This is a genomic window from Chryseobacterium sp. IT-36CA2, from assembly GCF_949767875.1.
GTDB lineage: Bacteria > Bacteroidota > Bacteroidia > Flavobacteriales > Weeksellaceae > Chryseobacterium.
In genome coordinates, this window is the sequence record NZ_CATKPG010000011.1 from 145,477 (window position 1) to 157,876 (window position 12,400).

Sequence of the window (12,400 nt, forward strand, 5' to 3'; positions counted from 1 at the left end):
TTTTTATAGAATAACAAAAAATTATTTACTTTTTTTGCTTTGCCTTTCTCTGCAAAATGTCAAGAATTTCAACATACTGATCAGTTTCTTCTTCACTGACCAGGTAGGTAAAGACAGTACCCATATCAATATGAATCAAAATCATTTTATTAGAAACTGCATAGGTGATTTTTTTCCAGATACATCTTATATCATATTGTTCACATTTGATATGAATACTGTCCTCATCAAATATGAATTCTGTTATGGGATGGTAGCCTTTTAATTCTTCAATATGTTTAGTCATTTTATTTGAATAATTGGCTTTCTGATAATAAAAATTGATCAGACAAAAAATACAGGCTATTCCTGAAAATATTAAAGCAAATCTTATAAAGTCATATCTGCTCTTATTGCCCATAAGACTATCGAAAACGAAAATAACGAATAAGGCATAAAATAAATTCCGCAAAAGAGTTGGGAGTTTCTTTTTCCATGAATAATAAAAATACTGCCACATTTGCTTGCGCACAACGTTCTCATTAAAATCAATCAATATTTTTTTTTCTTCCATGTTTACAGTTTTTTCGGATGCAAAAATATTGAAATTATTCTGTGTTGAAAGGAGTTTTCAAGATAATAAATCTTTTTATTCTTTTTTTTGAGGTTTTTGTCAAATGACAATTGTTTTTATTTGTCAGTTTTATACCTTTATCTTACCACAATCTGTGGATACAACAAAGCATGGAAGAACTTTTTCATTATATCAAAAAATTCGGAACACTGAATCCTCAGGATGAACTTCTGATTGCTGAAGGCATTCAGGAAATTACTGTAAAGAAAGGTTCTCCTTTTGTGGAAGCTGGAAAAGTGAGCCAAAGAATTGCTTTTGTGAAAAAAGGTGTTTTCCGGTCTTTGTACTATAATAAACAAGGGGATGATTTTACGCGCTATTTTATCTATGAAGGTAGATTTATAGGAGATTTTCAAGGCTTTAATGATCAGCTGCCTGCGCATGAAGATATTGAAGCTATTACCGATGCGGTATTGCTGGTGATAGATCTTAAGTATTTTAAAATTCTGGAAGAAAAAATTGCTGTATGGCCGGCTCTGTTTGCCAGAATTCATGCCTTTGTTGTTGAAAATAAACTGAAGGTTGCCAGTATTATGCTAAATCAGGATGCGAAATCACGTTATATTCATTTTTTAAATCATTATCCGGGACTTGCCAACAGGGTTCCACAATCTATGCTTGCTTCCTATCTCGGGGTTACCCCATCTTCTTTAAGTAGAATCAGAAGAAATATAGTCTAGAATTATTGATGATAAATGATAATCGATCAATGATAACTTTTAGTCATTAATACTTTTTACATTATACATTTTACAATTGAGTTCCCTTTTTGCCAAATGGCAATGGTCTTTCTGTCTGACTGTCATAGCTTTGCTTCATAAAATTTAAAGTACGAATATGGATATTGTATTAGGATTACAATGGGGTGATGAAGGAAAAGGAAAGTTTATTGATCTCATCAGTGAAAATTATGACATTACAGCACGTTTTAATGGTGGATCTAATGCTGGACACAGTATAGAAAGGAACGGACGCAGAATCACACTTAAAATGATTCCTTCAGGGATCTTTATGAAAGGTGTACAGAATGTAATTGGAACAGGAACCGTTCTGGATCCTGTAAGTTTTAAAAAAGAAATTCTGAATCTTCAGGTATTTGATGAAACGGTTCAGCCGGAAAACAATATTATTATTTCGCTGAAAGCTCACTTTGTACTGCCTACCCATAAGCTTTTGGATATTTTTATGGAGGAAAGTTCTGAGTATACCACGATCGGAACTACCAAAAACGGAATTGCGCAGGCTTATTCTAATAAAATTTTAAGACAGAATGTAAGAGTAGGGGACATGTTTGCTCCGGATTTTAAAAGCAGAGTACAGCATATTTTAACAAGAGATTATAAGATGTTGACCGCAGGAGGCATGACACTTCCTTCTTTGGAGGAAATAAGTAATGAATTTTTTGAAGCAGTTGATTTTCTGAAAAGATTTAAATGTACGGAGACTGAAATATATCTGAATAATGCTTTGGCTGAAGGAAAGACAATATTGGCAGAAGGATCTCAGGCTGCCATGCTGGATATTGATCACGGAACGTATCCTTATGTGACTTCTTCATCAACTACGGCTTCAGGTGCAAGCAGTGGATTAGGTATTTCACCGAAAAAGATCGGTGAGATATTTGGAATTGCAAAAGCTTACTGTACAAGAGTAGGAAACGGAGTTTTTCCAACAGAACTGTTTGATGAATTAGGTGAGGAAATCAGAACAAAAGGAAATGAATTTGGTTCCAATACCGGACGTCCAAGAAGAACAGGCTGGCTGGATTTACCTGCTTTGAAATATGCTGTGATGATCAATGGAGTTACTCAGCTGGTTTTAACTAAAGCAGATGTTTTAAGCGGATTGAAATCTGTGGCAATCTGTACTCATTATGAACTGGAAAGTGGAGAGAGGGTAGCGGTCTCAGGATTACTTCCGGAAAACGGAGAACCAATCCTGAAATGGATGAATGGATGGGAAGCTGATTTTTCTGGTATGAAAAGTTCTTCGGAACTGCCAAAAGAAGTGAATGAGTTTCTATCATTTCTGGAAGCGGAATTAGGGATTCCGGTAGCTTACCTTTCAACAGGGCCAGGAAGGGAACAGATGATAAAAATGATTTAATAATTATAAAACACAATCATATAAAAAGGGAAGAGGTTAGGAATTAAATTTCCTAACCTCTTTATTTGTGTGAAATGATTAATTAACTTTTGTAAGTATAAAACGTTGCTTTGTAGAAGGCTGAACTGTTTGATCAGTCGTACCAATTACAATAGGAGTTAGATTGGTTGTTGAGCCATTTTTCACCTCTAATCTCAAGGCTGGTGCATTCTTAGGAGCAAATCCAAATCCGTTATTTCCTAAATTGAATAATAACCATTTCTGAGCATCTGTATTGGAATTGGTTCTTAATTCAACAGCTGTTCCATTTGTTGTTCCGTTACTTTTTACTGTTAATACTTTCGTAGGATCTAATATAGATTTGATAGTATAATAACCATGATCTGATTTTGTAAATGTGAATCTCTGATTATTCCCTGTAGAAGCTGAATACAGAATGATGCTGGTGCCGTCTGTAGTAGAACTTCCGGAAATATCTAAATTTTTATCACTTGCTAAAGCTGTGGTCATAGTATAAGTTCCGTTGATTGCAGAAGAGGAATTAACCGGTCCATACAAATGATTGATTCCAGCATAATCACCAGCAGACAATCCTGTTCGCTGCTTGGTAAATGTAGATCCGTCCAGCTTAGTCATTACAGGCTGACTTGAGTCTATAGCAAAGTCTGTAGACTGGTACATCATCACAGACCCGAAATCAAATGCGCCGTGTCCTGCGTAATCATTATAAAGATTAAAATTATGACGGCTTCCTTCTACGGCTTTGTTTACATCTACAATAATATACTGATCTCTGTCCGGACGGCATTGCTCGTGCATGATTCCCATAGAGTGCATGATTTCGTGAGCAATAATTGCAGGATACGTGGTATTGTAAATTTTAATACCGTTCACTCTGTTTTTTTGCCATCCAAGTGGAGAGCTGTTAGTTGTAGTATACGTAAAAGTGATATATTCTGTTTGATTGGTTCGTTCAACAAATTGCATACTGGTTTGAGAAGAAATCATATCAAACGCTTTGTTGATATTGGTAAGGAATGTATTGTAATTCTGAGTACTCAGACTTCCCTGGCTGGGTAATGTATAATAGACGGTTGCATTCGGCCATGTCTTAATAAAAGAGCTTACAATGGTGCTTTTCTCTGCTGTTGATGTTTCAGAATTGGCTTGCTTCTGTAATATATTAAACTGTTCTGGGCTAATGGTAATGTCTTCTGCATAAAAATACTCTCCATTTACTTCATTGACATACGTGTATTTTCCGTCAATTAATAATTTGTGAATCTTTGCATTGGCTAAGTTTTCTGTTTTTGGGTCTATTGAATCTGTCTGTGTATTTTCAAGATCCGTCCTACATGAATTCAGTGCCAAAACAAGGCATCCTGATAATAGTAATAGTTTGCTTTTCATATTATTTAATTTTGGTTTGGTGATCAGGTTGTAAATATGAACAGCTATTGTATTACCCTACGCAAAAGATTACAAAATAAGTTAATTTCTAATTTTTATTAAGTCTTCATTATAACCCAGCTGTATGTTGTAAATATATTAATAATAAGTTATATTTAAATATAACATAATATAATGATTGTTTTGTTGTGTACTTGTTTAAATGGTGTAATAATTTCGTTGATTAATTTATAATGTTTTATTTTTTACTATTAAATTTCAAATTTAATTATTTCACAAATATTTGATATAGTGAATGTAATTGCACATTATGCTGTATTAAAATAGGTTTTATTGATGAATTTATAAAAATTATTGATTTTTATAATAATATGAACTTAAAATAGCGTTGTTTTATGAATATTGTTTTGTAAGCAATATTGTCAGTATACAATCTTGGAATGTTAAAGGTTACTGAAATTCGGATATAAAAAAAAGCGGGGCAAATACCCCGCTTTACATTTATGCTTTTAAATTCAATTGTAATTCTAATTCGTCGAGCTGTGCATCAGCAATCGAAGCAGGCGCGTCAATCATTACATCCCGTCCTGAATTGTTCTTAGGGAACGCGATATAATCTCTGATCACTTCGTTTCCGTCAAGAATAGCTACCAAACGGTCAAACCCGAATGCCAAGCCTCCGTGTGGCGGAGCACCATATTTGAATGCATTCATCAGGAATCCAAACTGAGCTTCAGCTTCTTCTCTGGTAAAACCTAATAAATCAAACATTTTAGACTGAAGATCTCTGTCAAAAATTCTAATAGATCCACCTCCGATTTCGTTTCCGTTCAGAACCATATCATAAGCGTTCGCTCTTGCTTTTCCTGGGTCAGTTTCCAATAAGTGGATGTCTTCCGGTTTTGGAGAAGTGAAAGGGTGGTGCATCGCATGGTAACGTCCACTTTCTTCATCAAATTCCAATAGAGGGAAATCAACGACCCAAAGTGGTGCAAATTCGTTTCCTTTTCTTAATCCCAAACGGTTTCCAAGTTCCATTCTCAATGCGGAAAGCTGAGCTCTTACTTTATTTTCGTTTCCGGAAAGAATCAACATTAAGTCTCCTTCTTTTGCTCCGAATTTTTCAATGATTTTTGCTAAATCTTCTTCGTTATAGAATTTGTTCACTGATGAGGTTTTCACTCCGTCATTCTGGAATTTAGCCCAAACCAATCCTGAAGCTCCAATCTGAGGACGTTTTACCCAATCAACAAGTTCATCGATCTGTTTTCTCGTATATTCTGCACATCCTTCTACATTGATTCCGACAACTAATTCTGCATCATCAAATATCTTAAAGTCTTTTCCTTTTACCAGTTCATTCAGTTCTACGAACTCCATTCCAAAACGGATATCCGGCTTGTCATTTCCGTATTTTCTCATCGCATCTGCGAACGTCATTCTTGGGAAATCTCCGAATTCCTGACCCGTAATATCTTTTATCAGCGTTTTGGTCATTCCTTCGAACACGTTCATAACGTCTTCCTGCTCTACAAAAGCCATCTCACAGTCGATTTGTGTAAATTCCGGCTGTCTGTCTGCTCTTAAATCCTCATCACGGAAACATTTTACAATCTGGAAATATTTATCCATTCCACCTACCATCAAAAGCTGTTTGAAGGTCTGCGGAGACTGTGGTAATGCATAAAACTGTCCTGGATTCATTCTGCTTGGTACTACGAAGTCTCTTGCTCCCTCTGGAGTTGACTTGATCAAAACAGGGGTCTCCACTTCAATGAAACCTTCCTCAGATAAATAATTTCTTACTTTCTGTGCCATCTTGTGACGGAAGATCAGTTTATCTTTTACCGGATTTCTTCTGATATCCAGATAACGGTATTTCATTCTTAATTCTTCACCACCATCAGTTTCATCTTCAATAGTGAAAGGAGGAAGTTGAGAATCGTTAAGAATCGTCAGTTTTTCTACCAGAATTTCAATTTCCCCGGTTGGAATATTAGGGTTTTTGCTTACTCTTTCAATAACTTTTCCGGTAGCCTGAATCACAAATTCACGGCCCAGTTTTTTTGCTTCTTCCATCAATTGTGCGGAAGAGCGGTCCTGGTCAAAAACCAACTGGGTAATTCCGTAACGATCTCGAAGATCTACCCAAATCATAAATCCTTTATCACGGATAGTCTGTACCCATCCTGATAGTGTAACTTCTTCATTCAGATTTTTCAGAGATAGCTCTCCGTTGGTGTGTGATCGAAACATAATTATTTGTTTAAAGTTCAATGTTTAAGGTTCAATTCCGAACCTTGAATTTTTCGTTGGCAAAGATAAGATTTTTGCAGGTTTTATAAATAAAAAAAACTCCCTTTCGGAAGTTTCATATGCTCTTTTTAGATTTTTTAAACTCTATTACCGCCTTTTGCGATTAGAATCCTCTTTACTTCTTCACTGCCTTTTGTTTCATCAGCTACCTCAAGAGGTGTTTTGTTCTGACACTTTTTATTCACATTAGCCTTGTTATCTAAAAGAAAGTTGATAATATTCTTTCTGTCAGACATTACACTGAAACCAAGAGGTGAATAAAGTATATCTCCAACAAGAAAACATTTGTTGTAATCTCCCGGGACAAACTGTTTTTTAAAAGTAGCTATATCATCAGAATAAATGGCTTTCATCTTTTCCTGACTCATCTTCTGGGCAGATAACATACTACCAGACAGTAACATTCCAAATAGAAAAGTAGTAGAGATTATTTTTTTCATAAGGATAATTTTTAAGAATATACAAATCTAAATTAAATTTTATTACCAATTGCTAAGTTTTTCTAATAATTGGATTTGTATTTTTGGGATTATCTAAATTATTGATTACAAAATGACAAAATATGTTGAATTTTTGAAAAAAGCTTTCAGTGGTGAAGAAACTGATTTTACGCAAGTAAATATCAGAAGTGCTGTATTGCTTTTAGCCATTCCTATGATGCTGGAAATGGCTATGGAATCTGTATTTGCGCTTGTTGATCTCTATTTTGTCGGTCATCTGAAAGAAAGTGGTTTCGCTATTCAGACGGTAGGTCTTACCGAATCTGTACTCTCTATAATGTATTCCATTGCAATTGGGATGAGTATGGCGGCAACCGCTTTGGTGGCAAGGAGAATTGGTGAGAAAAATCCTGAACAGGCTTCCAGAAGTGCTGCACAGGTATTACTCGTTTCTTTCGGTATTACTTTTATTTTAAGTTTATTGGGAGTGGTTTATGCTGAAGAAATTCTGATTCTGATGGGTTCAAAACCGGAAGCAGCAGCCTACGGAAAGAATTTTACCAGAATTATGATGGGAAGCAGTACGATTATCATGCTTTTATTTTTAATCAATGGTATTTTTAGAGGGGCAGGAAATGCAATGATTGCCATGAAAAGTTTATGGATAGCCAATATTGCCAATATCATTCTCTGCCCGATTCTGATAAAAGGCTTGGGGCCTGTCCCTGCTTTGGGTTTGACCGGAGCAGCACTGGCAACAACAATAGGACGTAGTATCGGGGTTATTTATCAATTGTATCATCTTTTGGTAGCTGATACTCAGATAAGAATTAAACTTCCTTATTTTAAACCGAATTATGAACTCATCAAATCCATTATAAAAATTGCAACTCCGGGAATTTTCCAGTTTGTTATAGCTTCATGCAGTTGGATCTTCCTTGCAGAGCTTGTAGCAACTACCGGGGGTGAAAATGCATCAGCAGGTTATCAGACAGCTTTAAGGCTAATGATGTTCTTTATGCTTCCGGCATGGGGACTGAGCAATGCTGCTTCTACGTTGGTTGGGCAGAATATGGGAGCAAATGAAATGCTGAGAGCAGAACAGTCGGTGATGAAAACCGTGAAATATAATGTTATCTTTATGCTGATCGTAAGTCTGATTTTCCTTTTGATGGGGAATTTTTTAGTTGGTTTCTTTACTCAGGAACCGGCTATTAAAGATTTTGCAAAAAATGCTCTTCAGATTATGAGTGTAGGTTTTATTTTCTATGGAATCGGGATGGTGATGATCAATGCATTCAATGGAGCGGGGGATACCTGGACGCCTACATGGGTTAATCTTTTTGGATTCTGGTTGTTTCAGATACCCTTGGCGTATTTTTTATCCAAATATCTTGACATGGGTCCAAAAGGAGTCTTTATTTCAATTCCTGCTGCAGAAACCCTGATTACTATTGTTGCCTTTATCTTATTTAGAAAAGGAAAATGGAAGACGATAAAAGTGTAGAAGAGATACGTGCTGGAAACTGCAATAGGGAAGCACTGGCGGTCTGAAATATTTAAGCTAGCCTTTTAATAAAACTTTAACAGCTTCATTAATTGGATTTTAGTTCGGTATTTTTTAAATTCGTAATAACAACAAATACTTATTACTATGGGAAAAGGAGACAAAAAATCAAGAAGAGGAAAGATTAATTCCGGAAGTTATGGAAAAAGAAGACCTAAAAAAGCCTCAAAATCTTTTGTAGCTTCTGAAGAAAAATCTAAAAAGTAATCCAAATAAAAAAGACCGAAGATCATGTCTCCGGTCTTTTTTTATAAAAATTAAATTAATTATTTACCTCCAAGAATATTTCCAAGGATGCTGCCTAATCCGCCGCCGCCTTGTTGTTGGTTTCCACCACCGCCCAATACACTTCCAAGTATATCGTTCAGAGGGTTTCCTGATGATTGAGACTGTCCGCCTCCTCCTAAAACACTTCCAAGAATGTCATTCAAAGGATTAGACTGCTGAGCTTGCGCCTGGTTGGAAGCGTTTCCAAGAATTCCTCCTAAAAGATCTCCTAAACCACCTGCTCCTACATTGCTCTGTTGTTTCTGCTGTCCGATATAACCCATTACTACAGGTGCAAGCATGGCAAGGATAGGACCTATTTTATCTATTGAAATTCCTGTATTCTGTGATAACTGATTTTCAACATTACTTTTCTGATCACCAAAAATATGACCAAGAATAGATCCGCCTTCAGCTTGTCTTGATTCGATCTGAGAAGCGTCATTTAAAATACTTCCGTTGTGGTCTTTATCTAAAGCACTATTTAAAGCTTCTGCTTCTTTGGCATCCTGAGATTTATTTCTAAGATAAGAAATAATAAGGGGGGTAGCTACAGCTAATAAAGCGATTACCTGATTTTTGCTGATTCCGAATTTGTTTTCAGCCTGTTCAGCAACCTGATTGCTGGTGTTTCCTGTAAGTAGGTCAATTAAACTCATTTTTTGTGTTTATTAAGTATTAAGTGAACCAAAGTTATCAAAAAATATGCCTCGCAAAATGACAGGCTTTCATAATTATTGTTAAAGTTTTTGAGTATGTTTCAGAAGGTCTTAGTTTTTAATGATAGGAACGTTGGAACATGCTTCTCCGAACATCAGAGATTTTACAATCGGCTTTAACTGTTCCACAAGTTCTATATAGGCATTTTCCGGAATATCTTTATCAGAGCAGCCTTTTACCAGAACTCTTTTTCCTCTCATTTCTTCAAAATCATGAGTTTGGATAGCATTGTGCATTAAAATAACATCAAGATCCTCACGGTTTCCGAAAACTATTTTTTTTGCAACATCTGTAAGTTTTGCTGTCAATACAAAATAAGCCCAAAGCGGGATGATGGTATCTACAGAGTTGTAAATGTATATATATGAATCTTTATATTGTTCAATATCTATTGCTTCTACCTTTTCACGGAAATCTTTTTCTTTCAGGATCATTTCCTGGAAAAGAAAATCTTTCAGGTTAATTCCCTTTCTTTCCCCTTTTGGAAGTAAAGTGGCTAAGTCAAAATTGATAAGGCCGCTTTCAGCAACTTTATTCCGGATTTCAAATTCTTCTGACATTTTTTATCATTATCTTTGAACAAATTTACGAATTAAGATCATATCTATTTTAATTTGTTCTCTATCCTTACTATAGAAATGAAGTATTATATTATTGCAGGAGAAGCTTCAGGTGATTTGCACGGAAGTAACCTGATGAAAGCCTTAAAACAAAAAGATCCTAATGCGGAGTTCAGATTTTGGGGTGGTGATCTGATGAAAGCTCAGGGCGGAACACTGGTAAAACACTACAGAGATCTCGCGTTTATGGGATTTCTGGAAGTAGTGATGAACCTACGAACCATTCTGAATAATATCAAATTCTGCAAAGAGGATATTCAGAAGAACAGACCTGATGTTCTGATTTTAGTGGATTATCCTGGCTTTAATCTAAGGATTGCCAGATTTGCCAAGGAACTTGGAATTAAAGTCGTTTATTATATTTCTCCACAGCTTTGGGCATGGAAAGAAGGCAGGGTAGAGACTATCAAAAAATATGTGGATGAAATGATGGTCATTCTTCCTTTCGAAGAAGATTTTTACAGAAAACATGGCGTTCACTCTCATTTTGTAGGTCATCCCTTGCTGGATGCTATTTCAGATCTTCAGGAAATCAGCATTGAAAATTTTAAATCTGACCACGGACTGAATGAAAAAGAAATCATTGCATTATTACCGGGTTCCAGAGAACAGGAAGTAGAAAAGATGCTGGAAATAATGCTTTCCGTAAGACCGCATTTTAAAAACTACCAGTTTGTGATTGCCGGAGCACCTAGCCTTCCTAAAGAATTTTATCAGAAATATGTGGATGATAATGTTCATTTCGTATCCAATAAAACTTATGATTTGCTAAGATGCTCCAAAGCAGCTCTTGTTACCTCGGGAACAGCTACTCTGGAAACCGCTTTACTGAACATTCCTGAAGTGGTTTGTTATCGCGGAAGCAAAATTTCTTATGCCATTGCTAAAAGATTAGTGAAAAATATCAATTACATTTCTCTGGTAAACCTGATCATGGATAGAGAAGTGGTAAAAGAATTGATTCAAAATGATCTGAACACCAAAAATCTGGTGGAAGAACTTAATAAAATTTTGTCAGGAGAAAAAAGAGAGCAGGTTCTGAATGATTACAATCTTCTGAGAGAAAAATTGGGAGGAAAAGGAGCCAGTGATCATGCTGCTGAGGTGATCTTGAAAGTGTAATTTTTACCATAACTTCTGAGAATTTAATCTACTTTTTAACGATGAATTATTGTACCCGTTTCCTGTTATTACTGACATTTACATTGTTTTTCTCAAATAGTTCTGCCCAACAAGACAATTTAAGAGAGAAAGTACAGATATTCTATTATGGCTGGTATGGAAATCCGGCAAATGACGGAAGCTATCAACATTGGAACCATGAAATTCTTCCCCACTGGAGTAATCCGAAATGGAATAATCTGGGACATCATAAAGGAGGAGATGATATTGGTGCTAATTTTTATCCGGCACTTGGAAATTATAGCTCCAATGATGCAGAAATCATTGAAAAACACATGAAAATGATCAAAGAATCCGGAGTGGGAGTGGTTGTAGTAAGCTGGTTGGGAAAAGATTCATTCACGGATAAAAGTCTAATCAAATACCTGGATATTGCAGATCGTTTTGATTTAAAAATTGCATTCCACATTGAGCCGTTTTATAAAAATACTTCAGAATTAAAGGAACAGCTTTTTTATCTTGTAAAAACGTATTCCCAGCATCATGCTTTCTATAAAAAAGACGGAAAACCTCTGTTTTATGTATATGACAGCTATAAAATTTCTAAAGAAGAGTGGGCAAAAATGCTATCCAAAAATGGAGAAAAAACAGTCAGAAATACAGATTTAGATGCGCTTTATATTGGTCTTTGGGTTGAAAAAGATGATGCTAAATTCTTTGATTCAGCAGGTTTTGATGGCTTTTATACCTATTTTGCCAGCGAGGGTTTTGTATATGGAAGTACAGCTGCTAATTGGGATTTCATGTCCAACTATGCTAAAGACCATCATCTGATTTTTATTCCTTGTGTAGGACCAGGTTATTCCGATACAAGAATACGGCCATGGAACGAAGCGAATTTCAAAAGCAGAGACAATGGGAAATATTACGAAAAGATGTTTGATGATGCTGTTAAAGTAAATCCGGATTTTATTGGAATTACATCGTTCAATGAATGGCATGAAGGAACACAGATAGAGCCTGCCATTCCTAAAAAAGCAGGAGATTTCAAATATGAAGATTATGGGAAAGATCCTTTATTTTATATTAAAGAAACAAAACGTTTGACGGATAAATTTTTGAAAAAGAAATAGTATACTTTCAATCCTGAATTTTACCATAAAAAATTAAGTGCCCCGTTGATGCTTTTGATGCATAACGGGATGTTTTTTAGTTAGCT

12 protein-coding genes are annotated in these 12,400 nt (G+C 35.6%); 6 read left to right on the plus strand and 6 right to left on the minus strand.

Translation table 11 applies throughout. The features are described 5' to 3' along the window. Positions 1–25 precede the first annotated feature (25 nt). The gene (locus ACM6F9_RS01515) at positions 26–553 is read right to left on the minus strand and encodes a hypothetical protein (RefSeq protein WP_414844097.1); all 528 of its coding nucleotides are present in this window, start codon (positions 551–553) and stop codon (positions 26–28) included. Between the two features lie 170 nt (positions 554–723). Here ACM6F9_RS01515 and ACM6F9_RS01520 point away from each other — a divergent pair, with 170 nt between their 5' ends. After that, complete coding sequence (locus ACM6F9_RS01520; RefSeq protein ID WP_414844098.1) at positions 724–1,293, plus strand: Crp/Fnr family transcriptional regulator; 570 nt, start codon at positions 724–726, stop codon at positions 1,291–1,293. Between the two features lie 157 nt (positions 1,294–1,450). After that, positions 1,451–2,719: an adenylosuccinate synthase gene (locus ACM6F9_RS01525; RefSeq protein WP_414844099.1), complete on the plus strand. Its 1,269-nt coding sequence runs from the start codon at positions 1,451–1,453 to the stop codon at positions 2,717–2,719. 78 nt (positions 2,720–2,797) lie between these two features. On the opposite strand, the gene ACM6F9_RS01530 is transcribed toward ACM6F9_RS01525, so the two are convergent. The 3 genes from ACM6F9_RS01530 to ACM6F9_RS01540 form a co-directional block, all read right to left on the minus strand. Then, positions 2,798–4,129, minus strand: a complete 1,332-nt coding sequence (locus ACM6F9_RS01530) for a M12 family metallopeptidase (protein ID WP_414844100.1) — start codon at positions 4,127–4,129, stop codon at positions 2,798–2,800. 501 nt (positions 4,130–4,630) lie between these two features. After that, entirely contained in the window at positions 4,631–6,385 is a 1,755-nt protein-coding gene (gene aspS / locus ACM6F9_RS01535) for an aspartate--tRNA ligase (protein WP_414844101.1), read from the minus strand. A gap of 137 nt (positions 6,386–6,522) precedes the next feature. Beyond that, complete coding sequence (locus tag ACM6F9_RS01540; RefSeq protein ID WP_414844102.1) at positions 6,523–6,885, minus strand: hypothetical protein; 363 nt, start codon at positions 6,883–6,885, stop codon at positions 6,523–6,525. Positions 6,886–6,997: 112 nt separating this feature from the next. On the opposite strand from ACM6F9_RS01540, the gene ACM6F9_RS01545 reads away from it, so the two are divergent. Further along, complete coding sequence (locus tag ACM6F9_RS01545) at positions 6,998–8,392, plus strand: MATE family efflux transporter (protein ID WP_414844103.1); 1,395 nt, start codon at positions 6,998–7,000, stop codon at positions 8,390–8,392. 147 nt (positions 8,393–8,539) lie between these two features. Beyond that, positions 8,540–8,659: a 30S ribosomal protein THX gene (locus ACM6F9_RS01550; protein ID WP_002976304.1), complete on the plus strand. Its 120-nt coding sequence runs from the start codon at positions 8,540–8,542 to the stop codon at positions 8,657–8,659. Positions 8,660–8,718: 59 nt separating this feature from the next. Here ACM6F9_RS01550 and ACM6F9_RS01555 read toward each other — a convergent pair whose 3' ends face one another. Further along, complete coding sequence (locus ACM6F9_RS01555; RefSeq protein ID WP_414844104.1) at positions 8,719–9,378, minus strand: DUF937 domain-containing protein; 660 nt, start codon at positions 9,376–9,378, stop codon at positions 8,719–8,721. A 111-nt stretch (positions 9,379–9,489) separates the two neighbouring features. Next, positions 9,490–9,999, minus strand: coding sequence for a DUF2480 family protein (locus tag ACM6F9_RS01560; RefSeq protein ID WP_414844105.1), 510 nt, complete (start codon positions 9,997–9,999; stop codon positions 9,490–9,492). A gap of 78 nt (positions 10,000–10,077) precedes the next feature. On the opposite strand from ACM6F9_RS01560, the gene lpxB reads away from it, so the two are divergent. Both lpxB and ACM6F9_RS01570 read left to right on the plus strand, forming a co-directional pair. Further along, on the plus strand, positions 10,078–11,181 hold the full coding sequence (lpxB, locus tag ACM6F9_RS01565) for a lipid-A-disaccharide synthase (protein ID WP_414844106.1): 1,104 nt from the start codon (positions 10,078–10,080) through the stop codon (positions 11,179–11,181). A 41-nt stretch (positions 11,182–11,222) separates the two neighbouring features. Next, positions 11,223–12,314 carry a glycoside hydrolase family 99 protein gene (locus ACM6F9_RS01570; RefSeq protein ID WP_414844107.1) on the plus strand — a complete coding sequence of 364 codons (1,092 nt, stop codon included), beginning with the start codon at positions 11,223–11,225 and terminating at the stop codon, positions 12,312–12,314. Positions 12,315–12,400: the final 86 nt, after the last annotated feature.

Coding starts and splice junctions, on each gene's coding strand:
- ACM6F9_RS01515 (WP_414844097.1), bottom strand. CDS start 553: ATGGAAGAAAAAAAAATATTGATTGATTTTAATGAGAACGTTGTGCGC.
- ACM6F9_RS01555 (WP_414844104.1), bottom strand. CDS start 9,378: ATGAGTTTAATTGACCTACTTACAGGAAACACCAGCAATCAGGTTGCT.
- ACM6F9_RS01530 (WP_414844100.1), bottom strand. CDS start 4,129: ATGAAAAGCAAACTATTACTATTATCAGGATGCCTTGTTTTGGCACTG.
- ACM6F9_RS01560 (WP_414844105.1), bottom strand. CDS start 9,999: ATGTCAGAAGAATTTGAAATCCGGAATAAAGTTGCTGAAAGCGGCCTT.
- ACM6F9_RS01540 (WP_414844102.1), bottom strand. CDS start 6,885: ATGAAAAAAATAATCTCTACTACTTTTCTATTTGGAATGTTACTGTCT.
- ACM6F9_RS01520 (WP_414844098.1), top strand. CDS start 724: ATGGAAGAACTTTTTCATTATATCAAAAAATTCGGAACACTGAATCCT.
- ACM6F9_RS01525 (WP_414844099.1), top strand. CDS start 1,451: ATGGATATTGTATTAGGATTACAATGGGGTGATGAAGGAAAAGGAAAG.
- ACM6F9_RS01550 (WP_002976304.1), top strand. CDS start 8,540: ATGGGAAAAGGAGACAAAAAATCAAGAAGAGGAAAGATTAATTCCGGA.
- ACM6F9_RS01545 (WP_414844103.1), top strand. CDS start 6,998: ATGACAAAATATGTTGAATTTTTGAAAAAAGCTTTCAGTGGTGAAGAA.
- lpxB (WP_414844106.1), top strand. CDS start 10,078: ATGAAGTATTATATTATTGCAGGAGAAGCTTCAGGTGATTTGCACGGA.
- ACM6F9_RS01570 (WP_414844107.1), top strand. CDS start 11,223: ATGAATTATTGTACCCGTTTCCTGTTATTACTGACATTTACATTGTTT.
- aspS (WP_414844101.1), bottom strand. CDS start 6,385: ATGTTTCGATCACACACCAACGGAGAGCTATCTCTGAAAAATCTGAAT.